The sequence below is a fragment of the Bradyrhizobium sp. Kon58 genome, assembly GCF_055807455.1.
This window is the reverse complement of the sequence record NZ_JBVVOT010000007.1, coordinates 91,284-118,266: the sequence shown is the minus strand read 5'-3', so window position 1 is coordinate 118,266 and position 26,983 is coordinate 91,284. Positions and strand designations below refer to the sequence as shown.

Below are 26,983 nucleotides of genomic sequence, written 5' to 3'. Positions count from 1 at the left end.
GAGATCATACGTCACTGGACAGATCGGGCATAGTCGCGCTAACCAGCGGAAAACCGAGCGACTTCAACACCTAATCAGACCTTCTTGATGAGTCAGATTGCTTGATGAGTAAGATTGATCCCACCGCACGGGTCGCGGACGGCGCCGTGATCGGCGAGGGCACCGAGATCGGACCCTTCTGCATCATCGGCGCGCATGTCGTGATCGGCAGCAACTGCAAGCTGATCGGACATGTGCATGTTACCGCGCAGACCACGATCGGTGACGATTGCACCATCTATCCGTTCGCCTCGCTCGGCACGCCGCCGCAATCGCTCAGCTATCGTGGCGAATTGACGAAGCTCAAGATCGGTTCGGGCTGCACGATCCGCGAGTCCGTGACCATGAACGCCGGCACGGTCGCAGGCGGCGGCATCACAGAGGTCGGCGACCGCAACTATTTCATGAATTGCAGCCATGTCGGCCATGACTGCCATGTCGGCAACGACGTGATCTTCGCGACCTCGGCCACGCTCGGCGGTCACTGCGAGATCGGCGATTTCGTCTTCATCGGCGGTCTGTCCGCGGTGCACCAGTTCACCCGCATCGGCCCGCAGGTTATGGTCGGCGGGGTGTGCGGCGTGCGCGACGATGTCATACCGTTCGGCCTCGTCAACGGCCAATATGCCGTGCTCGAAGGCCTCAACCTGATCGGCATGAAGCGGCGCAAGTTCACCAAGCAGCGGCTTGCGACCGTGCGCGCATTCTACCAGAAGCTCTTCCATGGCCACGCTACCTTTGCCGAACGCCTGGAGGCGGCGCGGCCGCTCGCCGGTGACGATCCGGCCATCGGCGAAATCCTCGACTTCATCGGCAAGGGCAAGCGCCCGCTCTGTCTTCCCGCCATCGCGAAGTGATGATGCGATGGCCCCGGGCATGACATCGGCGGCTTCGGAAATTTCATCGCCGGTCGGCGTGGTCGCTGGCGGTGGAGCGATGCCATTCGCGGTTGCCGACTCGCTCGCCGCCCGCGGCGTCACGCCGGTGTTGTTTCCGCTTCGAGGAGCCTGCGATCCCGCGAGGGTGGAGAAATTCCGTCATCGCTGGATTTCGGTCGGCCAGCTTGGCCGCGCCATGCGGCTGTTTCGCGAAGAAGGTTGCCGCGACCTGATCTTCATCGGCACGCTGATACGGCCTTCGCTCTCGGAGGTCCGGGTCGACTTCACGACGCTCCGGCTGCTCGGCAATGTCATCCGCGCCTTCCGCGGCGGCGACGATCATTTGTTGTCCGGCGTCGGGCGCATTCTCGAGCAGGGCGGCTTTCGGATGGTCGGCATCAAAGAAGTCGCGCCGGACCTCTTGATGCCCGAGGGCTGCATCAGCCGCGCCTGGCCGAGCGACACCGGCAAGACCGACATCGAGCGCGGACGCGCGGTGCTGACCGCGCTCGGTCCGTTCGACATCGGCCAGGCCGCGGTCGTGATCGATGGTCATGTGGTGGCGGTCGAGGATATCGAGGGCACCGATGCGCTGCTCGCGCGCGTGGCACGGCTGCGCGAAGAGGGCCGCATCCGCGCCGCGTCCGGGCGGGGCGTGCTGGTGAAGGTCCCAAAGAGCGGGCAGGATTTGCGCTTCGACCTGCCGACGATCGGCCCGCGCACCCTCGAGGGCGTCGCCGCGGCAGGGCTGGCCGGGATCGCCGTCGTTGCCGGCAACACCATCGCCGCCGAGCCGCAGGCGATGATCGCGCTCGCCGACGCCAAATATCTCTTCGTCATCGGCCTGCCGGCGTGATGCAAGGCCGCGATCCCCAGCGCAAGATCTTCCTGATCGCCACGGAGGAATCCGGCGACCGGCTCGGCAGCGCCTTGATGAAGGTGCTGCGCCAGCGCCTCGGCGACGGCGTGCAGTTCGTGGGCGTCGGCGGCCACACCATGGCGCGCCAGGGGCTGGAGACGCTGTTTCCGATCGAGGAGCTCTCGATCGTCGGCTTCGCCGCGGTCGTGCAGCAATTGCCGAAGATCCTGCGGCTGATCCGCGAGACCGCGGAGGCCGTGACCGAAGCCGCGCCGGACGCGCTCGTCATCATCGACAGTCCCGACTTCACTCACCGTGTCGCCCGCCGCGTGCGGGGGCGCAATCCGGCGATCCCAATCGTCGACTACGTCTCGCCGCAGCTCTGGGCCTGGCGGCCGGGACGGGCGCGGACCATGCTCGGCTATGTCGACCATGTGCTCGGCCTGTTGCCGTTCGAGCCGGAGGAATATCGCAAGCTCGGCGGGCCGCCATGCAGCTATGTCGGCCATCCCCTGATCGAGCAATTGCCCTCGCTGCGGCCGAACGCGGAGGAACAGGCGCGCCGCGACGGCGAGCCGCCGGTCTTGCTGGTGTTACCCGGCAGCCGCCGCAGCGAGATCAGGCACCATCTCGACGTGTTCGGGGCGGCGCTCGGTCGACTGCAGACGGAAGGCCGCGCGTTCGAACTGATCCTGCCGACTATGCCGCATCTCGAAGCCACCATCCGCGAAGGCATCGCGAACTGGCCGGTCAAGCCTCAAATCGTGGTCGGCGAGAACGAGAAGCGCGCCGCTTTCCGCGTCGCGCGCGCGGCATTGGCAAAATCAGGCACGGTGACGCTGGAGCTCGCGCTGTCGGGCATTCCGATGGTGACGGCCTATCGCGTCGGCGCGATCGAAGCCTTCATCCTGCGCCGCGCGATCCGCGTCTCCTCGGTGATCCTCGCCAATCTCGTGATCGGCAAGGATGTCATCCCGGAGTTCCTGCAGGAAGACTGCACGCCGGAGAAGCTGGCGCCCGCGCTCTCGGAGCTTCTGACCGATTCACCGCTGCGCCGACAGCAGGTGGAAGCGTTCGCGCAGCTCGACACCATCATGTCGACCGGCAACAAGTCGCCGAGCGTGCTCGCAGCCGACATCGTGCTGGCGACGATGCGCAAGGGCACGCGGGCTAGCTAGAACGAGTACTCACAAGCGTCGGCTTGCCAGCGCAAAGCGGAAGCCTCCTACTTGGGCCTGATCGGCGGCTTGTGACCCGTTGCAGACCTCGCGGAGAGTTGGCATTGTTGTGCGATGTTCAACTACCTGCTTGCCAATATGCGCACATGGTCGCTCTCACTGGCGGTCTATTGCATGACTTTCACGGGCGCGACCGCCTGCACCATCGTGATAGCACGTAGCATCATGTTCGAGCAGGTCCCGGCGGACGTCGATGCGTCCGAGATCATCGAGGCAACAATCCATGATCGCACGCACTTCATCGACGCGCGAGGTCTGCAAGGCGAGCTGTTGAACGCACGTGTTGATCGCGTGATCAAGGGATCAATCAAGACAGACACCGTGAAGATACTTTTGTATGAAGGCTGCCCCCGCGCTAGCGGGGGGCACGGAATCATTCTCGGTAATCTTCAGAGCGATCCGTTACTCGGTCTCGTGCTGATACCGAAGGATCACTTAGTCCGCTGATGGCCCAACTCGGACTCAGGGAGAGGTACGCCAACGCGACCGCTATCGGATACGGAGCGGACCTCTGCGAGGCAGCTCGGGTTGTGAGTACAGACTCTAGCCGAGACCAGCGTCGACCTGAAAACACTGGCGCGTGATGCGCTGGCTGTCGTCGGAAGCGAGGAATAGCGCCATGTTGGCGATGTCCTCGGGCGTCACCGCGTCGGGAATGGCCTGGCGCGTGCGCAGCTCGGCGATCGCCTGGTCATCCGGGTACCACAGCCGGCGCTGACGCTCCGTGATCACCATCCCCGGCGCGATCGCGTTGACCCGGATGCGGTCGGGCCCGAGCGACCGGGCCAGGGAGTTGGTGAAGCCGACGATCGCGGCCTTTGCCGCGGCGTAGACCGGCAGCCCCGGCGCGCCGCGCATCCAGGCAATCGACGACATGTTGATGATCGAACCGCCGCCGCGCGCCTGCATCTGCGGCACCACCGCTTGCGCGGCAAAGAAGACGTGCTTGAGGTTGACGCCGATCATCCAGTCGAACTCGGCCGGGGTCACCTCAGCCAGCACCTGGCGTTGATCATTGGCGGCGTTGTTGACGAGAACCGCGGCATCGCCAAGCGATCCGTGGACCTGCACCATGGCGCCGCGTAAGGCGTCGATGTCGAGCAGGTCGCAGGGCACGAACAGGGGTGCGGTTGCAGCCGCGGCCTTCACCTCCGCGACCAGCGCCCGGCCGGCTGCTTCATCGAGGTCCAGGAACGCGACGCGCGCCCCTTGGGCCGCGAACGCCCGCACGAAGGCGGCACCGATGCCGCTGGCGCCACCGGTGATCAACACCACGCGGTCCCTAAGACCGGCATAGCTCGTTGCTGTCATGCGATCAGTCGCTCCGTCTCGGGGTCGAACAGGCAGATGCTGCGCGTGTCGAGCGCGAACGGGGCGGCGGCGCCCGGTGTGGGGCGGATGTCCGGCGTGATGCGCGCCAGCGCCGGCTCGCCGCCAAGCCGCAGCAGCACGATCGTTTCGGCCCCCGTCGGCTCGACCATCTCCACCGGCGCGTTGACGACGACGGGCGGATCGGCGGAGAACACGCGGCTGCCCTCGGCGATGCATTCCGGCCTGATCCCGACCACCACGTCACGGCCGACGAAGGGTGCCGCCGCGTCGTATTGGCCAAGTCGGAGGCGGACCTCGTCCGGCCGTCCCGCGCCGATCACGACCACCGGGCCGCCGGCATCGGCCTCGAGCCGTGCCGGCATCGTGTTCATCGGCGGCGAGCCCATGAAACGGGCCACGAACAGATTGGCGGGATAGCGATACACGGTGTCAGGATCGGCAAACTGCTGCACCACGCCACGATGCATCACGGCGATGCGCGTCGCCATCGTCATCGCCTCGATCTGGTCGTGGGTGACATAGACGATGGTGGCGCCGATGCGTTGGTGCAGCCGCTTGATCTCCATCCGCATCTCGACGCGCAGCTTGGCGTCGAGATTGGAGAGCGGCTCGTCGAACAGGAAGAGCAGGGGATCGCGCACCAGCGCCCGGCCCATCGCCACGCGCTGGCGCTGGCCGCCGGAGAGCTGCGACGGCTTGCGACCGAGCAGCGGCTCGATCTGGAGCAGCTTGGCGACATTCGCCAGCGCCTTCTCCTGCTCCGCTTTTGGTACGTGGCGGCATTCCATGCCGAAGGTGATGTTCTGGCGTACCGTCATCGATGGATAGAGCGCGTAGGACTGGAACACCATGGCGATGTCGCGGTCCTTCGGCGGAATGTCGTTGACGACACGTCCGCCGATTTCCACGGTGCCGGCGCTCGGGAGGTCGAGCCCGGCGATGATGTTGAGCAGCGTTGACTTGCCGCAGCCGGATGGGCCGACGAGCACGGTGAATTCACCGCTCTCGATGTCGAGATCGATGCCCTTCAGCACCTCCAGATTGGCGTAGCGCTTGGACAGGGAGCGAATGCTTAGGGCTGCCATGACGATCCGATCATTTCACGGCCCCGGCGGTGAGGCCGCGCACGAAATACTTGCCGCCGATCAGATAGATCAGCAGGGTTGGCAGCGCGGCGATCATCACCGCCGCGCTTTGCACGCCATGCTGCGGGATGTCGGCGACCGCGGCGGATAGCGCGATCAGCGCGGCGGTGACCGGCTGCTGCTGACCGGTCGTGAATGTCACGCCGTAGAGAAACTCGTTCCAGATATGCGTGAACTGCCAGATCACGGTGACGACCAGAATAGGCGGCGAGAGCGGCAGGATGATGCGCCAGAAAATACGAAAGAACCCTGCGCCATCGATGCGCGCAGCTCTTATCAGATCCTGCGGGATGGCAGTGTAGTAGTTTCGGCAGAACAAGACGGTAAAGGAGAGCCCCTGGATCGTGTGGATCACGACCAGGCCCGTGAGCGTGTTCATCAGGCCGATATCGCGCAACACGATGGTCCAGGGAAGCAAGCGCATCTGCTGGGGAAGGAAGAGGCCAAGGGTCACGATGCCGTAGATCCAGCTATCGCCGCGAAAACGCCAGAGCGACACGGCGTAACCGGCGACAGCACCGAGTAGGGTCGAGAAAATCGTCGCGGGCATCGTGACCAGCGCGGAGTTCAGCATGTACGGCCGGATGCCGGCGCAGGTCTCGGCGACGCAGAAACCGCTCCAGGCCGCGGCGTAGTTACTCCATGCCCATTGCTTCGGCCAGCCGATCATCGAGGCCTGTGCGATCTCCTCGTTGGTACGGAGCGAATTCAGCACGACAACAGCCAATGGCGCGAGCCAGGCTGCAGCGATCAGCGAGACGACGAGATAGATCAGAATCCGGCTTGGCGCGAAGGTTCGCTCACGCATGGATCGCCCGCCGCCGCTGGACGTAACGCCACGCTGCATAGGGCAGCAAAACCGCGAGAAGAATGAGCAACATGAGCACCGCCGCCGCCGCTCCCCGTCCGAGCAGGCTGCGCTGGAACATCAAATCATAGACGACGAGGGCCGGCAGCTGGGTGGCGATTCCGGGTCCGCCGTTCGTGAGTGCGCGGACGAGGTCGAAAGTCGAAATCGCGAACTGCAGCTGGATGACGATGACGGTGATGGTGATCGGCCAAAGGGTCGGCAGGATGACCCGCCGGTACATTCGGATCGGTCCGGCGCCGTCGATCTGCGCGGCCTTGATCAGGTCGGCGTCGACGGAGCGGAGGCCGGCGAGGAACAGCGCCATGGCAAAACCGGAGGACTGCCAGATCGCAGCGATGACAATGGTCCAAATGGCCATGTCGCGGTCGATCAGCCAGTCGAACCGGAAGGTAGTCCAACCGAGGTCGCGGACCAGCTTCTGGATCCCGAGGCCAGGATTGAGCAGCCAACTCCAGACCGTGCCGGTGACCACGAATGACACCGCTAAGGGATAGAGGAAGATGGACCGCAGCAGGTTCTCGCCGCGAATGCGCTGATCGAGCAGGATCGCAAGGATGAGGCCAGTCGCCAGACTCAGCAACACGAAGGCGCAGCCAAACAGCAGCAGATTGTCCAAGGCAATCTGCCAGTTCCGCGATGCTGCAACCGCAGAATAGTTGCGCAAACCGACCCAGCCCGCGACCGGGACCAGAGTGGACGGCGTGAACGATATCCAGATCGTCCACAGCGTAAACGCAATGAGGTGCGCGGCGGACAACAGCAGCGGCACCCAGATCGTCAGATATTCGGGCAGCCGGCGTACCCAGTCAGGGGCCGCCGGCCGGCCCGGTGTTGTCGAGACGGCGATCGTCAACGTGAGCTCTCGACGGCGTCGGCGAGGCGTACGGCCGCTTGCTCCGGCTTGATCGTCTTGTTCTTCACGTACTCCGTGATCACGTCGATGATCGCTGCGGTCATGCCGTTTTCCTGCGCCATGTTGTGCGCAAGGCTGAGGACGGCCTGATTGCTGGCGATCGCGTCTTTAAGAGCTGCTGCGGTCCGCCGTTGACCGTCCGACCAGCCCTCGCCGGAGAGATCGACGTCGGTGCGCACCGGGATCGATCCCGTGATCTGCGAATACATGGTCTGGATCGCCGGATCCATGACGAGCTGGGCCATCAGCGTCTGGCCGGCTTGCAAATCGGGCTCCTTGCGCTGCCAGAATATGAAGGCATCGGCATTCAACAGGAAGACCGGCTTGCTATTGTCGCTCGGGCCCGGAGCGATGATGAAGTCCTCGAACTTGAAGCCGGCGTTACGCAAGACGCCCTGCGCCCACCCGCCCATGATCATCATGCCCATGTCGCCGTCGACAAAGCGCTTCAGGTTGGTCGAAAAATGCTGGGCGCCGACGTTGGGGTCCATCCAGTCGGCAATCTTGCGCACCTGTACGAAGGCCGCCTTTATCTCGGGGCCTTCCAGGGCCTTCTTGTCGAGGTTCATGATGGCTGCGCGGTATGCGGTGGGACTGATGCCTGCCAAAGCGGCCTCGAATTTTTGGCCGTCGTCCGCGCGGGTGCCACCGTTGGCGATGGGATAGGGGACGCCGCCTGCTTTCATCTTCTCGGCGAGGTCGTTGAACTCAGCCCATGTGACGGGGATCTTGTCGGCCTTGGCCTTGTCCATCGCGCGCTTGGAGAGAAACAGCATGTTGGTGCTGTAGATCTGCAACGGCAGTGCAATCCACTTGCCCTCCGGCTTGTGCAATTTTGCAAGGTCCGGCGCGACAACCTTTTCGTATCCGGCGGCAGCGACGACGGCGTCGAGATCGACCGTTGGGGCAATCTTGGACCAGGCCGCGATCTCGGGACCTTTGAGCTGCGAGCAGGCCGGTGGATCGCCGGCCATGATCTGGGCACGCAGCTTGTTCATCATCTCGGTGGTGAAGCCGGGGACGGGGGAGTGCTGCCAAACCCCGCCTTTCTCCTCGAATTTCTTGCCGAGCGCCGTGATGGCGGCACCATCGCTGCCGGCGGACCATTGCGAGATCGCAGTCAGACGCGGCTTGATCGCGCCTTGCGCGCGGGCAAATGCCGGCAGCGCGAGCGCGGCCGCAGATCCGGCGAGCAGTTGGCGCCTTGTTGTCGTGATCGGCATGGCAAGTTCCTCCCGGTGTGAACTCTTTCGCGCGAGCGCCGCGCGGCATCAGGTATGTCAGGCGGCCTCGCTCGATGCGGCCGGCATGCCGCCGCGGCAAGCGAGGCAGAAAGCCGCAAAAGCCAGCGCCGCCCGCGGATCGTTGCCATTCGACGGCGGTACGAAAGCGAGCGACACTTGCGCGTGCTTGCGGCCGCCCAACAGGCAGGCGTCGATCCCCTCGACGAGCGCGTTGCGATCGTCCTCGGCGAGAAGCGATGGCCAGCCGCTGATCGCGACGCCCTTGCAGGGCTTCACGTTCAGCGTATTGCCGATCGCAAGGCCCAGCCGGAATAGCCGCCGGCGCAATTCCTGCCGCACGCGCGACGAGAGCGACATTGCGGTGACCCATTCGCTGCCGAGTTCAAGCAACTCGGCTTCGGCGACGCCAAGAAGCTCGGCCAGGGCGGGAAGCGACGTATAGGCCTCGACGCAACCATGATGACCGCAGCGGCAAATTGGACCGTCGGCTTCGAACACCATGTGGCCGAGCTCGACCGGCTGGAGGGCATCGTCTTCGACCGGGTCATCCATCCAGGTGCCCGCGACGCCCTGGCCGACGAAGACGAAGAGATGCGCGCCGCTGAACGGATAGTTCTCCGTGCGGCAGCGATGAAAGATGGCGTGCGCGACGACCGAATTGGTGAACTCGACCGGCACGCCGGCAAAGTTCTCGCCGAACATCTCACTGATACGCCCGATGTCGCAGGGAATGATCGGATTCCCTGACGCGCCCAGCCGGCCGAGACCCGGAATGGAGACGCCGATCTGCGCGAGGGGGATGCGTCGGCGCCGCGTCCAGTCGTGCAGCAATGTCATTGCCTCGCGAAACGCCCGGCCGACGGTCGCTGCGGTCGGCGTCTTCGGCAGCGGCACATGCCCGGTATGGTGCAGTTCGCCCGACATGCCCCCGACGCCGACGCTGAGCCGCTGGGTGGTCAGCTCGAAGGCCGCGAGCGCCACCTCGCCATCGAGCGACACGAGGCCCGTCGGGCCACCGACGTAAGGGGCAGGGCGCCGCACTTCCTCGATCAGGCCTTCGGCCTTCAGGTCGAACAGGATGCGCGACAGGCTCGCTTCCGACAGGCGCACGGCCTTGGCCAGCGGCGGGCGAAACGACCCGCCTGACTGAAGCAGATGAGTCAAAATGGCAGCACGCGTCTGCCGCCGACTTCTCGGCTGCTCCGGCATTTCCATCCCTGTCGTCATTCTTACTTAGAGTAAGAATGCGCGCGGACCATTTCGGCTGTCAAGCGATCGCCGACGCATTGCGCCGACTTGTTGTTGTGCGCGGCAGCAAGATTGTATCAGCGCAAAACAAAAACGGCGCCATCTTGTGATGGCGCCGCTTCGAAAGCCGTTATGGCTCGACCTTACTTCCGGTCGTTGATCGCGACGTAGTCGCGCTTGGTGACGCCGGTATAGAGCTGGCGCGGACGGCCGATCTTCTGCTGCGGATCCTCGATCATCTCGCTCCACTGGCTGATCCAGCCGACGGTGCGGGCGACCGCGAACAGCACGGTGAACATCGAGACCGGGAAGCCCATCGCCTTCAGCGTGATGCCCGAATAGAAGTCGACGTTCGGGTAGAGCTTGCGGTCGATGAAGTACTGGTCGCTGAGCGCGATCTTCTCGAGCTCGAGCGCCACCTTCAGCATCGGATCGTCGCCATGGCCGGTCTCCTTGAGCACGGCGTGACACATCTTCTGCATGATCTTGGCGCGCGGATCATAGTTCTTGTAGACGCGGTGACCGAAGCCCATCAGGCGGACTTCAGAGTTCTTGTCCTTCACCTTGGCGATGAATTCGGGGATCTTGTCGACCGAGCCGATCTCGGCGAGCATTGCGAGCGCTGCTTCGTTGGCGCCGCCATGCGCCGGGCCCCACAGGCAGGCGATGCCGGCGGCGATGCAGGCGAACGGGTTGGCGCCGGAGGAGCCGGCGATACGCACCGTCGAGGTCGAGGCATTCTGCTCGTGGTCGGCGTGTAGGATGAAGATCTTGTCCAGCGCGTCAGCCAGCACCGGGTTGATCTTGTAGTCCTCGCACGGCACGGCGAAGCACATATGCAGGAAGTTCTCGGCGAACTTCAGCGAGTTCTTCGGATACACGAAGGGCTGGCCGACCGTGTACTTGTAGGCCATCGCAGCCAGCGTCGGGATCTTGGCGATCATGCGCATGGAGGCGATCATGCGCTGCTTCGGATCGTTGATGTCGGTCGAGTCGTGATAGAACGCGGCGAGCGCGCCGACAGCCGCCACCATGATCGCCATCGGATGGGCGTCGCGGCGGAAGCCCTGGAAGAAGCGGGCCATCTGCTCGTGCACCATCGTGTGATGGATCACGCGGTCGTCGAAATCCTTCTTCTGCGCGGCGGTCGGAAGCTCGCCGAACAGCAGGAGATAGCAGGTCTCCAGGAAGTCGCCGTTCTCGGCGAGCTGCTCGATCGGATAGCCGCGGTATTCCAGCACGCCCGCGTCACCGTCGATATAGGTGATCTTGGACTGGCAGCTCGCGGTCGAGGTGAAGCCCGGGTCGTAGGTGAACAGGCCGGACTGGCCGTAGAGCTTGCCGATATCGATGACGTCGGGCCCGACGCTGCCGCTGTGGATCGGAAGATCGAAATTCTTGTTTCCGACCGTCAGTGTGGCGGTCTTATTGCTTGGTTTTGCGTCCATCAGAGGTCCCCGATGTATGGTGAAACGGGCCGGACCCGGAGGCCCCGATGAGATATCGCGGGGCAGGCCGGATGTTCCAGAAGGTACGGCTGAGATGGGTATATTATTGCTGTGTGCGCTGCAAGATGGCCCCGCGCATGGTCGACTTACGTCGTAGCCTGGTCCTTGGCCCCGGTTCTTAGCGCGTTCCTCGGCCTATTCCGTGGCCTGATCTTTAAGCCGGCCCAGGCTTTCCTGGCGTCCCAGGACGTCCAAAACCTCGAATATGCCGGGCGACGTCGTCCGTCCGGTCAGCGCCGCCCGCAGCGGCTGGGCGACCGCGCCGAGCTTGAGACTATTTTCCTCGGCAAAGGCGCGCAGCGCGGCTTCCGCATTGGCCGCGCTCCACATCTCGACTTTCTCGAGCGCGGAATGAAGCTGGCCGATCAGCTTGCGGTTCTCGGGCGTCAGCAGCGCTGCCGCCTTCGGATCGAGCTCCAGCGGCCGGTCGGCGAAGATGAAATAGGCGCCGTCGATCAGCTCGATCAGCGTTTTGGCGCGCTCCTTCAGGGCCGGCATGGCCTTCAGCAGCTGCGCGCGCGTGGTGTCGTTTAACTTCGCCTTAAGCTCGTCGCGGCTGGGCACGACGTGGTCCAGCACGTCCTCGAACATCTTCACGAGTGATTGATCGTCGGCATTGCGGATGTAGTGGCCGTTGAGGTTTTCCAGCTTGGCGAAATCGAAGCGCGCTGCTGCGCGGCCGACGCTGGCGAGGTCAAAGGCTGCGATCATCTCCTCGGTCGAGAAGATTTCCTGGTCGCCATGGCTCCAACCGAGCCGGACGAGATAGTTGCGGAGCGCGGCCGGGAGGTATCCCATGGCGCGGTAGGCATCGACGCCAAGCGCGCCGTGCCGCTTGGAGAGTTTTGAGCCGTCCGGGCCGTGGATCAGGGGGATGTGGGACATGCTCGGCAGCGTCCAGCCCATAGCGTCGTAGATCTGCTTTTGGCGGGCCGCGTTGATCAAATGGTCGTCGCCGCGGATGACATGGGTGACGCCCATGTCGTGGTCGTCGACCACCACCGCGAGCATGTAGGTCGGGTTGCCATCGCCGCGCAGCAGGACGAGGTCGTCGAGATTCTCGTTCTGCCAGACCACGCGGCCCTGGACCTGATCCTCGATCACGGTCTCGCCGGTCTGGGGCGCGCGGAGCCGGATGGTGGGCTTCACGTCGGTTGGGGCCGTCGCCGGATCGCGGTCGCGCCACAGGCCGTCATAGAGGCGGGTGCGGCCTTCCGCGCGCGCCTTCTCGCGCATCGCGGTGAGCTCCTCGGCGGTGGCGTAGCAGCGATAGGCCTTGCCCTCGGCGAGCAGCAGCTCGGCGACCTCGCGGTGGCGGGCGGCGCGGCTGAACTGATAGATGACGTCGCCGTCCCAGCCGAGCTCCAGCCATTTCAGGCCGTCGAGGATGGCGCCGATCGCCGCCTCCGTGGAGCGCTCCCGGTCGGTGTCCTCGATCCGGAGCAGCATCTTGCCGCCGTGCTTCTTCGCATAGAGCCAGTTGAACAGCGCCGTGCGCGCGCCCCCGATATGGAGGAAGCCGGTCGGCGAGGGAGCGAAGCGGGTGACGACGGGAGAGGTCATTCTTGGCAAGGCCTATGCATTGGAGGCGGTGGTATATAACAGGACCGGTGCATAACTAAAGCCCGGCAGCGGGCCGCCAAGGGTTGCTTGAGACCTTGCTTAAGCCCTTGGCTCAGCCAAGGGAATTTGGCAGAAGGGCCGCTGATTTCCCTACAGGATTTTCGTAATGACAGAACCGGTGGCGACTGAGGTTGGGCGCGATTTCATTCGTGACATCATCCAGGCCGACCTCGATCAGGCCAAATACAAGGAGATCGTGACCCGGTTCCCGCCGGAGCCGAACGGCTACCTGCATATCGGCCACGCCAAGTCGATCGCGCTCAATTTCGGCATCGCCCAGGAGTTTCCGGGCCGGTGCCATCTGCGCTTCGACGACACCAACCCGGTCAAGGAAGAGCAGGAATACATCGATTCCATCCAGGCAGACGTGCGCTGGCTCGGCTTCGACTGGGGCAAGAACCTGTTCTTCGCGTCCGACTATTTCGACCGCCTCTACGAATGGGCGGAGCAGCTGATCCGCGACGGGCTCGCCTATGTCGACGACCAGAGCCAGGAGGAGATCCGCGCTTCGCGCGGCACGCTGACCGAGCCCGGCAAGAACTCGCCGTTCCGCGATCGCACCGTGGATGAAAACCTCGACCTGTTCCGTCGCATGAAGGCGGGCGAATTCCCGAACGGCGCGCGCGTGCTGCGGGCCAAGATCGACATGGGTGCGGGCAACATCAATCTGCGCGACCCCGTGCTGTATCGCATCCTGCATGCGCACCATCCGCGCACCGGGACCAAGTGGAGCATCTATCCGAGCTACGACTATGCCCACGGCCAGTCGGACGCCATCGAAGGCATCACGCACTCGATCTGCACGCTGGAGTTCGAGGATCACCGGCCGCTCTATGACTGGTTCATCGAGAAGCTGCCGGTGCCGTCGAAGCCGCACCAGTACGAATTCGCGCGGCTGAACCTGACCTACACGCTGCTCTCCAAGCGCGTGCTGACCCAGCTCGTGCGCGAGGGCCATGTCGCGGGCTGGGACGATCCGCGCATGCCGACCATGGCGGGGATGCGCCGCCGCGGCGTGCCGCCGGCCGCCCTTCGCGAATTCGTCAAGCGCATCGGCGTGGCGAAGGCCAACAGCGTTGTCGACGTCGGCATGCTCGAGTTCTGCATCCGTGAGGAGCTGAACCGCACGTCGCAGCGGCGGATGGCGGTGCTGAAGCCGCTCAAGGTCGTGATCGAGAACTATCCGGAAGGGCAGACCGAGGAGCTCGAGGCGATCAACCATCCGGACGATCCCTCTGCCGGCACCCGGAAGATCACGTTCGGCCGTGAGCTCTATATCGAGCAGGACGACTTCATGGAGAACCCGCCGAAAAAGTTCTTCCGTCTGTCGCCCGGCAACGAGGTGCGGCTGCGCTACGCCTATTTCGTCAAGTGCACCGGTGTGATCAAGAACCAGGCAGGCGAAGTGGTGGAGCTGCGCTGCACCTACGATCCCGCGACCAAGGGCGGCAACGCGCCCGATGGCCGCAAGGTCAAGGCCACCATGCACTGGCTGTCGGCGGCAACGTCTGTGCCCGCGGAAATCCGCGTCTACAACCAGCTGTTTGCCAATCCGAGCCCGGACGCCTCGAACTTCGCCGCCGACCTCAATCCGCAGTCGCTCGAGATTCTCGCTGATGCCCGCGTCGAGGCATCGGTTGCGGAAAGCAGCTCGACCGAGGTAATGCAGTTCGAGCGTCAGGGCTATTTCGTGCGCGACAAGGACTCGACGTCCGGCAGACCGGTATTTTCCAGGACCATCGGCCTGCGCGACACGTTCGCGAAGGAAGTTGCCAAAGGCTGAGGCACCACAATGAGCGACGAAGCCGACGCGATCGTTTCCGCCATCATCGCGAAATGGTGCGCCGGCTTCGCCACGCTCGATGCGGCCGCGCTGTCGTCGCTTTATGGGAAGAATACGTTCTTCTTCGGCTCGAACCCGAAGCTCTACCGGGGCAGGGACGGCGTTGCCGACTACTTCAACGGCTTGCCGCGCTGGCGCAAGCCAGCTGCGGTCTTTTCCGAGGTGAACGCAGCGCAGGTCGCTCCTGACCTCATCAACATGGCCGCAACCATCTCGTTCGATCTCGCCGGCGAGCGCCCCGATCTCGTGGTCAAGATGAGCTGGGTCATCATGCGCGAGGACGGCGACTGGAAGATCGTCAATCATCATGCTTCGTCGCAGGCGCCGCTGATCTGACCAGCGGGCACACGACTTCGTCATTCTCGTGAGAGAACGAACGTGCACCTCGCGCGTTGGGGTGGGCCCAACAAGGAACCCACCATGCAGAACATCGCAGAGCATATGGAAGTCATCGGCGCCGACGGCGTCCACATCGGCACCGTCGACAAGGTCGAAGGCAATCGCATCAAGCTGACCAAGAAGGACAGCGGCGAGGGCAGCCACAAGGGGCATCATCACTTCATCGACAAGGGCCTCGTCGCCGATATCGAGGGCAACAAGGTCCGGCTGTCGGCCAAGGCCGATGTCGCCGTGACGATGGAAGAGGAAAAGTAGCGGCCGCGCCCTTTCGTTCCTGATCCGTACCGCTATCCGCCCGCCTGCACGTTCCGGTAGCTTCTGACTTCGTTGCGTATCATCGAGTGCAGGGAATGGCGGAGCCGGGCCGGCCGGTACGGTCGCAGGGGATCGCGGGGACGTGGCCCGCGGGCCGCGCCGCGTCCGCGGGCGGCCTCGCGCCTGCAGGCCTCGACCTCTGGACATCGCTGGTCGAGACCCTCCGCGCGTGGCTACGCGCCGAGGCTGGCGCCGGGCGGCTGTTGCCGTGGGTGCCCGTAGCGTTTGGCTGCGGCATCGCGCTTTATTTCTCCGCCGATCATGAGCCGGTGCTGTGGGTCGTTGCCGCGAGCGCCATCGCGCTCCTGCTCGGCGCGGCTCTGTTGCGGCGGAGCCGGCTGTTCGCCCCGGCCATCATGATCGCGGCGGTCGCGGCCGGCTTTGCCGTCGCGACCTGGAAGACGGCGCGCATCGCCCACCCGGTGCTGGCAAAGTCGCTCTATTCGGTGTCGTTGTCGGGCTTCGTTGAGGCCCGCGACATCCGCGAGCGTACCGATCGTTTCGTGCTGCGCGTCACCGCGATGGAGGCGCAACGCAGCGACGTCAGGCTCGAGCGCGTGCGCCTGTCGGTCCGCAAAGGCACCGCGCCGGAGGTCGGTAGCTTCGTTCAGCTGAAGGCACGGCTGATGCCGCCGCTCGCGCCGGTGCGGCCCGGCAGCTACGACTTTTCGCGTGACATGTTCTTCCAGGGCATCGGCGCCTCCGGCTTCGCGATGGGCGCAATCACGGTGGCGCCGCCGCCTGAGACCGCCGGCTTGCGGTTGCGTTACGCGGCCTTCATGCAACGCCTGCGCGATGCGATCGATGCCCGCATCCGGGCGACGCTCGACGGCGACAACCGGGCGATCGCGACCGCGCTGCTTACCGGGCGGCGCGATGCGATTACCACGCCCGTCAATGATGCGATGTTCATCTCCGGTCTCGGCCACGTGCTCTCGATTTCCGGTTATCACATGGCCGTCGTTGCCGGTGTCGTGTTCTTCGCGGTGCGCGCGCTGCTCGCTCTGATCCCAGGACTTGCGGCCGGCTTCGCCATCAAGAAATGGTCGGCGGCCGCCGCGCTGGTCGCTGCTGCGTTCTACCTGCTGCTGTCAGGCGCGGAGGTCGCAACGCAAAGATCGTTCTTCATGACGGCGGTGGTGCTGATCGCGGTGATGGTCGATCGCCGCGCCATCACCTTTCGCACGCTTGCTGTCGCCGCGCTGATCGTGCTGGCGGTCGCGCCGGAAGCACTGGTGCATCCGAGTTTTCAGATGTCGTTTGCGGCAACGCTCGGGCTCGTCGCCTTGGTGCAGATCGGCATGCCCAATTTGTTTGCTTCGCCGGACCATTCGGCGACCGCGCGCATTGCAATGTGGGGTGGCCGCGAGATCGCGATGCTGTTCATGGCCTCGCTGATTGCGGGACTTGCGACCACGCCCTACGCCGCGTTCCATTTCCACCGTGTCACGCCGTTCGGCGTGCTTGCCAATCTCGGCGCGATGCCGGTGGTCTCGGCGCTGGTGATGCCGGCGGGATTGTTGGGACTGCTTGCTGCGCCGTTCGGGCTGGACAGCGTGTTCTGGTGGCTGATGGGGATCGGCATCGACTGGATGGTCGCGGTCTCGCGCTGGGTCGCGGCATTGCCGGGCGCCGTCGGCCGCATCTCGGCGTTCGGGATCGCGCCGCTGATCGCGGCGAGCCTGGGAATCATCCTGCTGGGCTTGTTGCGCACGCCGCTACGCTGGTCCGGCGCCCTGGTGCTGCTGGCAGCGATCCTCTGGGGACTGTCGGCGCGGCAGCCCGACATCCTGATTGCCGGGGATGGCGCGAGCGTTGCGGTGCGGGGCAGGGACGGATATCTGCACCTGATCAGGACGAGCAAGGACAGCTTTCTGCTCAAGGAATGGCTCGCTGCCGACGCCGATCCGCGCGATGCGGGCCGAGCCTCTCTGGCCGATGGCGTGTCCTGTGACGAATCCGGCTGCGTGACGCCACTGGCCGACGGGAGGTTGGTCGCGCTGGCACTGCGCGTCGACGCTCTCGCGGACGATTGCAGTCGGGCCGCGCTGGTGGTGACGACACGCCCCGCGCCACCCGATTGCGCGGCGATGGTGGTCGATCGGCAACGGCTCGCCAGCCAGAGTGCGCTGGCGCTGACGCAACGTGGTGACGGCTTTGTGGTTCACGCGGTGAGGGCGAGAGGCACGAGCCGCCCCTGGTTGCCGGCCGGCGCCGGTGAGGGTGATTTCGACGGCAGCCTTGCGCCGAAGGCGATCGCGCCCCGCATCAAGGACGCAACGCCGGCGGAGACCGACTTGCAGGCCGACGATTGATCGGATCGGTTACAAATACCAGGCCAGTACGGCGTCGAGCCTGGAATTGCCGATGACCGGCAGGGCCACCATTCGGCTCAGTCCGGATGTGCAGGCTTCGAGACCGGCGACCGAGCCGTCATGCACCAGATCGTCGTTGAGCGCGGGCATGCCGGTGGCCCAGGCCCCGCCGATGCTGCCTTCGCCTCTGGCAATGGATTTATCCGCATAGAGCGCTGCAAGGTCGGTCTGCGCGCTGCAATCGCCGGCGCGGAACACCAGTGCCGAGCGGGTCTCGTTCGGGATCCAGATCTCGAAGCGTCGCGCAATCGGCGTGGCCTGCGCGGAGAGGAATGTCAGAACCCAGGTCTGGTCCGCGCCCGTCCGATAGGGCACGCCGACGCCGAAATTGATCCCGACCTTGGCCGCGTCCTCCCAGCGCAGAAAACTCCTGGCGTCGTGCAGGTCCTTTATGATCAGCGGCAGGCCCGCCTTCCAGGTGCGGCCAGGCAGGCCAAAGCCGCGAGGAAATTTGGTGTGGCGGGAGTTGAATTCAAACATGTCGGCGGTGCCGTAATAGCCGTCGACAAGCCCCATCTCGTGGGAGGCATCAGGGTCGTTGTGCCAGAGCTCGATCGCCCCGACATGCGCTTCGTCCTCGCCGCAGAACAGCACCATGACGGCTTGCAGGAATTCACCCGCAAACACCGGCACCGCGACGCCGCAGGTGAGGCCGGCCGCGAGCGCCTGATCGGTCCGTTTGAAATATGAGTTGGCGAATTTGGTGAGGATCACGGGGTGGCCCGCGGCCCAGGCCTTGCCCGGAAGTCCCTCGTCATATCCGAAGTGCAGCTCTTCGCTGACGGCCTTGAACGCGGACAGCCCTTCGCCATAGAGACCGCCACCAAACTCCAGCCGCGTGCGCGTCCGATCGGGCACCCAGAGTTCAACGACGCGAAGGAAGGTTTTCATCGAGCGTGTCCGCCGTCTCAAGCCCTGACAGCATCGGTCATTTGGCTGCGAAGCGGACGTTCAAAATTCAGGCAGGGCGGCTCAAACTTCGTGCGGCGGAGAGGTGCGGGCTTGGTCCATCCGATTGGATTTCGCGGACGCGAGCCATACCATCTCGCCGGCCACGGCCGGCGATGGCAATTCAATCCTAACCCCCCGACCTCGTAGCCGGGGGAGGCTGTGTCAGCCGATCGGCAGGTGCCTGACGGTCGGCTGCCGGTCGGCGATAATCTGCGCCTTGTGCTCTCGCTCGGCGACCGACTGAGTTACCGGCAGCTGCAACACGGTCGCGCGCTGACCTTCGACGAGCTGCGTCACCAGCACGTATTTGCCGTCCGGGAATTCGATCGCGTCATGATGGCGGTCGGGAACGTGCGGGTCGATCTTGCCGAACTTGCCCACGCGGGAATTGATGGTGCGCGTCCAGATCCAGCGATTGTCGTAGCGAACGTCGTCGGCGAAGGCGAGCTCCGTTCCCGGCAGCAGGCAGACGGCAACAGACGGATCGGCTGCCGAGGCGAAGCCGCGCGTCGAGGTGCCGCGGAAGCTTGTCGTGACGATCGTCTCGCCGACTTCGGCGGGGCGCGACGCGACGGCATGCAGGCTGTAGTCACACATCGGGTGCTCCTCATGCTGGGATAGCAACCCGCGTCTCTTAATCGAGGCGCAGGCCTCTATCAGAGTTGAAGCATGAACGCTCTGCTTGGTTGTGGGCAAATCTGCGGCTGCTTTCCGCGAGCCGCGATCACATTATCTTTCCCGAATTCAATAGGAACAAAGCGAGTTGCGATGCATTCGGGAGGCGCGTGCGGGAATATCGCCGGCTTGACTGCAACGGTCGAGCTTGGTCGCCGGCCGCTGTTTCCTCGAACACTTGCGCCGCGAACCAGTGCCGCTTCGTGGGCGTCGCGAGGAGCCAGCGCCGAAGGAGGGGCCGGATAGTCTGTGCAGAACCAGAAAGACTACCCAGCCGGAGCGGACGATGATCCGTTCCAATTTCTGACCGGCGATGCCGATCGGAAGCGCGCGAGGCGCCAAGCACCTCCGGCATGAAGTACTCCCGGTATCAAGGACGCCCGGTATCAGTACTTCCGGTAAAGCCCGATCAGCTTGCCCTGAATCTTCACCCGGTTGGGCGGCAGGATGCGGACCTCATAAGCCGCGTTGGCGGGCTCGAGCGCGATCGAGGCGCCGCGGCGGCGGAAGCGCTTCAGCGTCGCTTCCTCGTCGTCGATCAGCGCCACCACGATGTCGCCGGTATCGGCGCTCTCGTTGCGCTGAATCAGCGCCATGTCGCCGTCAAGGATGCCGGCCTCGACCATGGAATCACCGCGCACTTCGAGCGCGTAATGCTCGCCCGAGCCGAGCATGTCAGGCGGTACGCTGATAGTATGGCTGCGGGTCTGCAACGCCTCGATCGGCGTGCCGGCCGCGATGCGGCCCATCACCGGTACCGCGACGGGACGTTCGCCGTCGTCCGCGGGCAGGCTGGAGCTCGCACGCACCTTGCCGAGATTGCCCTCGATGACGCTCGGCGTGAAGCCGCGGCGGCTGCCGGCGGCTGCCTGGAGCTCCGGCAGCTTGATGACTTCAATCGCACGGGCGCGGTTGGGCAGGCGTCGGATGAAGCCACGCTCCTCGAGCGCCGTGATCAGGCGATGGATGCCCGACTTCGAGCGCAGATCGAGCGCATCCTTCATCTCGTCGAAGGAGGGCGGCACGCCGCTTTCCTTCAGACGTTCACTGATGAACCGCAGAAGCTCGTATTGTTTGCGCGTTAACATCTCGACCAAAGTCCCCCGGTTGATGTCGTCCGATTCCGAGACGCAGAGTTCGGCAATAAGCCGCTACATACTCGAAACAAATCATGAACGGACACTATATGTTCGATACATGTTCCGCAACTGCTTAATTTACCGTGAACAGAGCAAAGTTCGCGGAACGCGCATTGCCGGACGCTCAGACGGGGAGCCGCAACACTTCGCAAGCCGTGCCGGCTTCGGCCTTCGGCGCGAACGGTGCGCGCACGAGAAGTACCTGTGCTGCAGCGAGATTCGCAAGCAGCGAAGAGTCCTGATGGTTGACGGGAAGAACGACGCGCGTGCCATCGTCACGCTCCTCCAGATGCGCGCGCAGATAGTCCTCGCGCTGGTCGTTGGCGCCGACGTCGCGGCCGAGCACGGCGCGTTCACTGCGATGGTGAATCACCGAACGGCCCGACAGGGCGCGAATCAGCGGCACCATGAACAGGAACGCGCACACGTAGGACGACACGGGATTGCCCGGCAGGCCGATCACCTCCATTGCGCCGAGCCGCCCGTGCATCATCGGCTTGCCTGGCCGCATCGCGATCTTCCAGAACGCCATCGCAATGCCTTCGTCCCGCAGCGCCTGCTGGACCAGATCGTGGTCGCCAACCGATGCGCCGCCGGTCGTGATCAGGATGTCGGCGCCGCTCTCGCGGGCGCGGCGGATGCCGGCGGTGGTGGCGTCCAGCGTGTCGGCGGCAATCCCGAGGTCGATGGTCTCGGCGCCCTCGCTGCGGGCGAGCGCGTGCAGGGCGTAGCCGTTGGAGTAGACGATCTGGCCGTGGCCGGGCGTGGTGCCCGGCATCACCAGCTCGTCGCCGGTGGCGAGAATCGCGACTTTCGGACGTCTGAAAACGCCAAGGTGCGGATGGTTCATCCCGGCGGCGAGCGCGAGGTCGCGCTCGGTGAGACGATTTCCCTTGCGCAGGAGCACGTCGCCCTCGCGGAAATCGACGCCTGCGGGGCGGATGTGCCGACCGGCGATCGCGGCTTCCTTGATCGTGATGCGCTTGCCGGCAGCGACCGTGTCCTCCTGGATCACGACGGCGTCCGCGCCACCGGGAACGACGCCGCCGGTGAAGATCCGCACGGCCTCGCCGGCGCCGACCGTCCCCGCGAACGGTCGGCCTGCCGCGACTTCGCCGATGACGGTGAGCTCCGAATCGATCGTCGCGGCATCAGCCGCGCGCACCGCGTAGCCGTCCATCGCCGACATCGCCTGCGGCGGCTGCGTGCGCCGCGCCGCGACGTCACGCGCGAGCACGCGATGGTAGGCCTCGTCGAGGGAGATCATTTCTTCCGGCAGCGGCTCTGCACCCGCCAGCACCGCGGCAAGCGCGTCAGAAACCGGCATCAAGGCCACGGCGAAAACTCCTGCTCGGCACGTTCGGGCGAATGTTCCGCAAATCTTCTAGCCGAGCGCGGGCGCAGAGGCAAAAACGGCTGAGCGCGCGCAGTCATCCCGCCGCTTCACATTGTTCCGAAGGCAGGATCGCGCGCGTCGTGGCATGATCCGAAGAACCCGACAGATCGGCAGGAGAGTGGTCATGGAAGGGCGAGAACGACGAGCGCCCCGGGCCTGGATCGATCAGCTCCCTGGCTGCCCGGGAGTTACGTCGGGCGCCTTGGGTCCCTGATCCTTGTCGGGCAGCGGATCGGCCTGGGATTTCAGGTCGGCCGCCTTGCTCACGAGCTTGGCGGAAAGCTCCGAATCTGAAGTTGTCCTCGCGAATTCAAGAAGAAGAGAGGCCTGCTTGGTGAGGTAGGTCTTGCCCAGCACGATGATGCATCCGTCCGTAGAAGTCCCAACGGACTCTAAGAGTCCGGAAGGTGGTATTCCGTTCCGGGAACTCTGTATAAAAATGCACAAAGTGATTGGGTTCCTCAGTTTTTTCCAAAATTGTTCCCGTTGGGCCGTGGCGCCAAGGGTTTCGCGACGACGCCTCGTCGTCAGATGCCCAATGCCTTCAATGCGTTCCCGACGTCACGCGGCGAGGTCACATGCACCGCCGTCAAGCCGCGCGCCCGCGCTCCCTCGATGTTTTCGGCAAGATCGTCGAAGAACACGATGCGCCCGGCGGGCACGCCGATCGCCGCAACGACGTGGTCGAAGGCATCCGCATCCGGTTTGCGCAAGCCGATGCTGGACGACAAATACAGCTCGCGGAAATGGCCGAGGACGCCGGCATATTCCCTCGAGAAATGGTCCACGTGCGGCCGATTGGTGTTGGAGAAAGCGTAGAGCGGCATCTGCTTCGCTGCGCGCGGCAGCAGCTCGGCGATGTCAGGCATTTCGCCGGCGAAGATCGCGTTCCAGCCTTCCAGGAACTGCGCGTCCGAAATGCCGATTCCGAGCGAGGCTCGCAATGAGGCGAAATAATCCTCATCGCTGATCTTCCCCATCTCGTGCAGCCGATAAGCTTCGCTGTCCCGCACATAGCGCGCGACGATGGCTTCAGGCTTGCAGCCGGCATGTCCCGCCCAACAGGCGATCGCCTTGGAGAAATCGATATCGAGCACCACGCGGCCGAGATCGAACAGAAGCGCATCCGCGCTGTCGGGAGAGAGCGATGTCACCTGCGTCCTTTCACTCAGTATCGATACGGCTCGTGGTCGAACAGCGGAAACGCGCTGAACACACTCGGCGCGTTGGTTGCGGTCGCCTGGTGCAGGCAGGATTTGTTGACCTCGGCGAACGAGGTCGCACCCAAGAGGCCGAGGCAGCGCAGCACTTCGTCCTCGAGCAGCTCCAGCATGCGGGCCACGCCGGCTTCGCCGGCCGCCGCCAGCGCCCAGCATTGCAGCCGGCCGATGCCGACGAGGTCGGCGCCCGCCGCGATCGCCTTGACGATGTCGGTGCCGCGACACATGCCGCCATCGACCATGATCTTGGCGCGGCCGTTCACGGCGTCAACGATCTCGGGCAGCACGTGCATGGCGCCGCGACCGTGATCGAGCTGACGGCCGCCATGGTTGGAGACGTAGATCCATTCGACGCCGTGATCGATCGCGATCAGCGCATCCTCTGGCGTCGCGATGCCCTTGAGGATCAGCGGGATCTTGAACTTGTCCTTGATCATCTTCACCGTCCGCCACTCCAGACCCTTCTGGTAATCGCCGCCGGTGGCGCGCAGGCGGCTCTCGCGAACGTAGCGCTTGGCGATGTCACGTTCGCGACGGCTGTAATGAGCGGTATCGACGGTCAGGCAGAAGGCGGCATAGGCGTGCTTCTCAGCCCGGCTGACGACGTCGGTGACGAAGGCGTCGTCGCCGCGCACGTAGAGCTGGTAGAGGCGCAACGCGTCCGGCGCAGCTTCGGCGGTCTTTTCTAGACCGGGCTCGGACACCGAACTGAGCATGTGCGCCGCACCGAAAGTGCCGCAGGCGCGTGCCACGCTCGCCGCACCATCCGGGTCGAAGATCTCGAGCGCGCCGACGGGGGCGAGCACCACGGGCAGGCGCATCTTGCGGCCGAACTGTTCGACCGAACCTGTGACCTTGCGGACATCGCGCAGCACGCGCGGGCGGAAGGCGATCTCGTCCAGCGCCATGCGGTTGCGACGCATCGTGGTCTCGGTCTCGGCCGCGCCGACGATATAATCCCAGGCATTCTGGTTGAGGTTGGAACGCGCTTTCCGGATGAATTCATGCAGATTCTGGAACGGCTCGGTGCTGGCGCCGAGCTCGACATTCCTGTCCGGTTGGATGCGGGGTGCTTCGTTCATTGTTATCCTCCCGAGAATTTGAAGCCTTCCCTCATCGCCTAACCCGTCTATGGCGCCAAAACCATCCTAAAATGGCATGGCTGCGAGGCGTGGGCCGGCCGGCCGACCCCCGCTGCGCACGAACCGGGTCCTGCAACGTTGCCGAAAGTTTAGTTCCGGACGAAGGATTTTTACGCTGTACCCGCCAGCGTGGCATCCCGGCCTTGAAGAAACCAGAATGGTATTGTGAGAAGCAGGCTGGATCGCCATTTGCATGGCGGCTCTCCAGCCCCACCGAACCGCGAAGCAAAAAGGCCAGCCTATCCATGCGGAAAACCCTGCTGTTTCCACTGGGCGCGCTCACCGGAGCGTGTCTGACCCTTCTGGTAGCCAGTCCGCACGGCGGCGTGTGGGCGGCACGGGCGGCAGCGAGCGCGGATGACGCCTATTCCAAGCTCAATTTGTTCGGCGAAGTGTTCGAGCGGGTGAAGGCGAGCTACGTCGAGAAGCCTGACAATGCCAAGCTGATCGAAGGTGCGATCACCGGCATGGTGACCTCGCTCGATCCGCACTCGCGCTACATGAACGACAAGGCCTGGACCGAGATGCAGGAGACCACCTCCGGCGAGTTCGGCGGGCTCGGCATCGAGGTCACGATGGAGGACGGCCTGGTCAAGGTCGTCTCGCCGATCGACGACACGCCGGCCTCCAAGGCAGGCATCATGTCGGGCGACCTGATCAGCAAGATCGACGGCGATGCCGTGCAGGGCATGACGCTCGAGCAGGCCGTCAACAAGATGAAGGGGCCGGTCGAGACCCAGACCAAGCTCACGATCGTGCGCAAGGGGGCCGACGCCCCGCTCGACGTCGCGATCAAGCGCGAGATCATCCATGTGCGCCCCGTGCGCTTCCACGTCGAGAACGGCGATATCGGCTATATCCGCGTCACCTCGTTCAACGAGCAGACCACCGATGGCCTGAAGAAGGCGATCGCATCGATCTCCAAGGACGTTCCGCCGGAGAAGCTGGTCGGCTACGTTATGGACCTGCGCAACAATCCGGGCGGATTGCTCGACCAGGCCGTGTCGGTGTCGAGCGCGTTCCTGCAGCGTGGCGAGGTCGTCTCGACCCGCGGCCGCAATCCGGAAGAGACCCAGCGCTTCACCGCGCATGGTGGCGACCTCACCAAGGGCAAGCCGCTGGTGGTTCTCGTCAATGGCGGCTCGGCCTCGGCCTCGGAGATTGTGGCCGGCGCGCTGCATGACCACAAGCGCGCCACGCTGATCGGCACGCGCTCGTTCGGCAAGGGCTCGGTGCAGACCATCATTCCGCTCGGCACCGGCAACGGCGCGCTGGCGCTGACCACGGCGCGCTACTACACGCCCTCGGGCCGCTCGATCCAGGCCCAGGGCATCGCGCCCGACATCGAAATCCTCCAGGACGTGCCGCCCGAGCTGAAGGGCCGGATGGACACCATGGCGGAGTCCCAGATGCGCGGCCATCTCCAGGCGGCCGATGGCACCGAGCAGACCGGATCGCAGTCCTATGTTCCGCCGGAAGCCAAAGACGACAAGGCGCTGCATACGGCCTACGACTTCCTGCACGGCCAGACCGCGAATGCGGTCGCCGCCAAGCCGGCGCCGAAGGCTGCGGTGCCGAACTAGCCTTGCGACTTCCAGGCATCGCCCGGGAGCGGATGACCGCTCCCGGGCGAATTCGTTTGGGGACGCGGTCTCACCTCGGGTTCGTGGCCGCAAAGGTGGCCTCGTAGCAGCCATCGCGCTCGGCCCAGCGCCGGGCGCGAAGTCGCAGCGATGCGACTTCAAGGTTCAGTTTGACCGAGCGCTCGGTCTTAACTGTGTCTCGGTCTTAACTGTGTCATGGCGACGCCGGAGATCGCGAGCAGCCCGCCGATCATCAACTTTGAAGTCATGTGTTCGCCAAGGAACATCACGCTCGACATCAAGGCGAACACCGGAAGCAGCAAACCGAAGGGCGCGACGCGGCCCATGGAGCAACGCCCGATCAGCCAGAACCACAGGCCAAACCCGACAATTCCCCCGATAAAAATCGTATAGGCGAGTGCCAGCCAACCACGTCCATCTGCCGTGACGAGGCTCGCGAGTTGTCCATGTTCAAGGAGCAGCGACATCAACATGACCTGCGGCACCGTGAGCAGCGAGGACCATCCCATCAACATCAGGGGGTCAAAAGGGCCGTAGCGTTTCGTCAGGACATTGGACACCGCGAATGCGAAGGCTGCCCCGACCACGAGCAGCAGTGGAAGCGCGTTTGCGGACGGGCCGGGCTCCGCCGCCAACACGACCACGCCGACGAATGCAAGCACCACCCCAGCGGAAGTGGTGAGAGACGGCCTCTCCGCGAGCAGCGGCCACGCCAGCAGGACGGTGAAGGGCGTGGCGAGTTGATAGACGACGGCCGACATGGTTCCCGAGCCGAGCCCAAGGCCGACATAGAAGAGGCCGAAGTTCAGCCCACCGAGGAAGATCGAAATAGCTGCGATGGGGCCGAACTGCTGACGCGCGGGCTTTTTTACGAACGGAACGAGCAGCAGCGCGATGGCCAAAAAGCGTAGCGCGAGGAAGAAGAGGGGCGGAAACTCCGTCACCCCCACTTTGATGGCGACGAACTGGTAACCCCAGAGCAAGGGGACGGCCACCGCACAGACGATCTGGATGGCAGACATGGCA

At 64.5% G+C, this 26,983-nt stretch carries 25 protein-coding genes; 9 read left to right on the top strand and 16 right to left on the bottom strand.

All coding sequences use genetic code 11. The features are described 5' to 3' along the window. Nucleotides 1–104 precede the first annotated feature (104 nt). From lpxA to AC0L20_RS14970, 4 genes are all read left to right on the top strand, one after another. Entirely contained in the window at nucleotides 105–896 is a 792-nt protein-coding gene (lpxA, locus tag AC0L20_RS14985; protein ID WP_473289244.1) for an acyl-ACP--UDP-N-acetylglucosamine O-acyltransferase, read from the top strand. Nucleotides 897–915: 19 nt separating this feature from the next. Beyond that, nucleotides 916–1,773 (top strand): LpxI family protein, encoded by an 858-nt coding sequence (locus tag AC0L20_RS14980; RefSeq protein ID WP_473289530.1) that lies wholly within the window; start codon nucleotides 916–918, stop codon nucleotides 1,771–1,773. Next, nucleotides 1,770–2,954 (top strand): lipid-A-disaccharide synthase, encoded by a 1,185-nt coding sequence (gene lpxB, locus AC0L20_RS14975; protein WP_473289241.1) that lies wholly within the window; start codon nucleotides 1,770–1,772, stop codon nucleotides 2,952–2,954. The genes AC0L20_RS14980 and lpxB overlap by 4 nt, the downstream gene beginning before the upstream one ends. 114 nt (nucleotides 2,955–3,068) lie before the next feature. Continuing rightward, on the top strand, nucleotides 3,069–3,461 hold the full coding sequence (locus AC0L20_RS14970) for a hypothetical protein (protein WP_456764144.1): 393 nt from the start codon (nucleotides 3,069–3,071) through the stop codon (nucleotides 3,459–3,461). Between the two features lie 96 nt (nucleotides 3,462–3,557). On the opposite strand, the gene AC0L20_RS14965 is transcribed toward AC0L20_RS14970, so the two are convergent. The 8 genes from AC0L20_RS14965 to gltX all read right to left on the bottom strand — a co-directional run bounded on the left by AC0L20_RS14965 (nucleotide 3,558) and on the right by gltX (nucleotide 12,838). After that, complete coding sequence (locus tag AC0L20_RS14965; protein ID WP_473289238.1) at nucleotides 3,558–4,325, bottom strand: SDR family NAD(P)-dependent oxidoreductase; 768 nt, start codon at nucleotides 4,323–4,325, stop codon at nucleotides 3,558–3,560. Beyond that, a complete protein-coding gene (locus AC0L20_RS14960) occupies nucleotides 4,322–5,431 on the bottom strand; it encodes an ABC transporter ATP-binding protein (protein WP_473289236.1) in 1,110 nt (369 codons plus the stop codon). Before AC0L20_RS14960 ends, AC0L20_RS14965 begins: the two co-directional genes overlap by 4 nt. A 10-nt stretch (nucleotides 5,432–5,441) precedes the next feature. Beyond that, entirely contained in the window at nucleotides 5,442–6,299 is an 858-nt protein-coding gene (locus AC0L20_RS14955) for a carbohydrate ABC transporter permease (RefSeq protein WP_473289234.1), read from the bottom strand. After that, the gene (locus AC0L20_RS14950; protein ID WP_473289232.1) at nucleotides 6,292–7,215 is read right to left on the bottom strand and encodes a carbohydrate ABC transporter permease; all 924 of its coding nucleotides are present in this window, start codon (nucleotides 7,213–7,215) and stop codon (nucleotides 6,292–6,294) included. Before AC0L20_RS14950 ends, AC0L20_RS14955 begins: the two co-directional genes overlap by 8 nt. Continuing rightward, entirely contained in the window at nucleotides 7,212–8,498 is a 1,287-nt protein-coding gene (locus AC0L20_RS14945; RefSeq protein WP_473289229.1) for an ABC transporter substrate-binding protein, read from the bottom strand. Before AC0L20_RS14945 ends, AC0L20_RS14950 begins: the two co-directional genes overlap by 4 nt. Before the next feature lie 57 nt (nucleotides 8,499–8,555). Next, nucleotides 8,556–9,734 carry an ROK family transcriptional regulator gene (locus tag AC0L20_RS14940; RefSeq protein WP_473289528.1) on the bottom strand — a complete coding sequence of 393 codons (1,179 nt, stop codon included), beginning with the start codon at nucleotides 9,732–9,734 and terminating at the stop codon, nucleotides 8,556–8,558. Nucleotides 9,735–9,910: 176 nt separating this feature from the next. Continuing rightward, nucleotides 9,911–11,215 (bottom strand): citrate synthase, encoded by a 1,305-nt coding sequence (gltA, locus tag AC0L20_RS14935; RefSeq protein ID WP_473289225.1) that lies wholly within the window; start codon nucleotides 11,213–11,215, stop codon nucleotides 9,911–9,913. Nucleotides 11,216–11,410: 195 nt separating this feature from the next. After that, a complete protein-coding gene (gene gltX / locus AC0L20_RS14930) occupies nucleotides 11,411–12,838 on the bottom strand; it encodes a glutamate--tRNA ligase (RefSeq protein ID WP_473289222.1) in 1,428 nt (475 codons plus the stop codon). A 166-nt stretch (nucleotides 12,839–13,004) separates the two neighbouring features. Here gltX and AC0L20_RS14925 point away from each other — a divergent pair, with 166 nt between their 5' ends. The 4 genes from AC0L20_RS14925 (at nucleotide 13,005) to AC0L20_RS14910 (ending at nucleotide 17,770) form a co-directional block, all read left to right on the top strand. Next, complete coding sequence (locus AC0L20_RS14925) at nucleotides 13,005–14,681, top strand: glutamine--tRNA ligase/YqeY domain fusion protein (RefSeq protein ID WP_473289220.1); 1,677 nt, start codon at nucleotides 13,005–13,007, stop codon at nucleotides 14,679–14,681. A 9-nt stretch (nucleotides 14,682–14,690) separates the two neighbouring features. Then, nucleotides 14,691–15,077, top strand: coding sequence for a nuclear transport factor 2 family protein (locus AC0L20_RS14920; RefSeq protein WP_473289218.1), 387 nt, complete (start codon nucleotides 14,691–14,693; stop codon nucleotides 15,075–15,077). 84 nt (nucleotides 15,078–15,161) lie between these two features. After that, a complete protein-coding gene (locus tag AC0L20_RS14915) occupies nucleotides 15,162–15,395 on the top strand; it encodes a DUF2171 domain-containing protein (RefSeq protein WP_007610829.1) in 234 nt (77 codons plus the stop codon). Nucleotides 15,396–15,490: 95 nt separating this feature from the next. Further along, entirely contained in the window at nucleotides 15,491–17,770 is a 2,280-nt protein-coding gene (locus AC0L20_RS14910; protein ID WP_473289216.1) for a ComEC/Rec2 family competence protein, read from the top strand. 9 nt (nucleotides 17,771–17,779) lie between these two features. Here AC0L20_RS14910 and AC0L20_RS14905 read toward each other — a convergent pair whose 3' ends face one another. The 7 genes from AC0L20_RS14905 to AC0L20_RS14875 all read right to left on the bottom strand — a co-directional run bounded on the left by AC0L20_RS14905 (nucleotide 17,780) and on the right by AC0L20_RS14875 (nucleotide 24,293). Beyond that, a complete protein-coding gene (locus AC0L20_RS14905) occupies nucleotides 17,780–18,721 on the bottom strand; it encodes a GAF domain-containing protein (RefSeq protein WP_473289214.1) in 942 nt (313 codons plus the stop codon). A 222-nt stretch (nucleotides 18,722–18,943) separates the two neighbouring features. Then, a complete protein-coding gene (locus tag AC0L20_RS14900; RefSeq protein WP_456764157.1) occupies nucleotides 18,944–19,378 on the bottom strand; it encodes a hypothetical protein in 435 nt (144 codons plus the stop codon). A 464-nt stretch (nucleotides 19,379–19,842) separates the two neighbouring features. Then, nucleotides 19,843–20,544, bottom strand: a complete 702-nt coding sequence (lexA, locus tag AC0L20_RS14895) for a transcriptional repressor LexA (protein WP_027567131.1) — start codon at nucleotides 20,542–20,544, stop codon at nucleotides 19,843–19,845. 175 nt (nucleotides 20,545–20,719) lie between these two features. Further along, nucleotides 20,720–21,931, bottom strand: coding sequence for a molybdopterin molybdotransferase MoeA (locus AC0L20_RS14890; protein WP_473289211.1), 1,212 nt, complete (start codon nucleotides 21,929–21,931; stop codon nucleotides 20,720–20,722). A 225-nt stretch (nucleotides 21,932–22,156) separates the two neighbouring features. Then, nucleotides 22,157–22,348, bottom strand: coding sequence for a hypothetical protein (locus tag AC0L20_RS14885; RefSeq protein ID WP_456764159.1), 192 nt, complete (start codon nucleotides 22,346–22,348; stop codon nucleotides 22,157–22,159). A gap of 170 nt (nucleotides 22,349–22,518) precedes the next feature. Beyond that, nucleotides 22,519–23,145 (bottom strand): HAD family hydrolase, encoded by a 627-nt coding sequence (locus AC0L20_RS14880; RefSeq protein WP_473289208.1) that lies wholly within the window; start codon nucleotides 23,143–23,145, stop codon nucleotides 22,519–22,521. A 14-nt stretch (nucleotides 23,146–23,159) separates the two neighbouring features. Then, nucleotides 23,160–24,293, bottom strand: coding sequence for an alpha-hydroxy acid oxidase (locus tag AC0L20_RS14875; protein ID WP_473289205.1), 1,134 nt, complete (start codon nucleotides 24,291–24,293; stop codon nucleotides 23,160–23,162). Nucleotides 24,294–24,598: 305 nt separating this feature from the next. Here AC0L20_RS14875 and AC0L20_RS14870 point away from each other — a divergent pair, with 305 nt between their 5' ends. Then, nucleotides 24,599–25,936 carry a S41 family peptidase gene (locus AC0L20_RS14870; protein WP_473289202.1) on the top strand — a complete coding sequence of 446 codons (1,338 nt, stop codon included), beginning with the start codon at nucleotides 24,599–24,601 and terminating at the stop codon, nucleotides 25,934–25,936. Between the two features lie 188 nt (nucleotides 25,937–26,124). On the opposite strand, the gene AC0L20_RS14865 is transcribed toward AC0L20_RS14870, so the two are convergent. Then, the gene (locus AC0L20_RS14865; protein ID WP_473289200.1) at nucleotides 26,125–26,979 is read right to left on the bottom strand and encodes a DMT family transporter; all 855 of its coding nucleotides are present in this window, start codon (nucleotides 26,977–26,979) and stop codon (nucleotides 26,125–26,127) included. Nucleotides 26,980–26,983 lie beyond the last annotated feature (4 nt).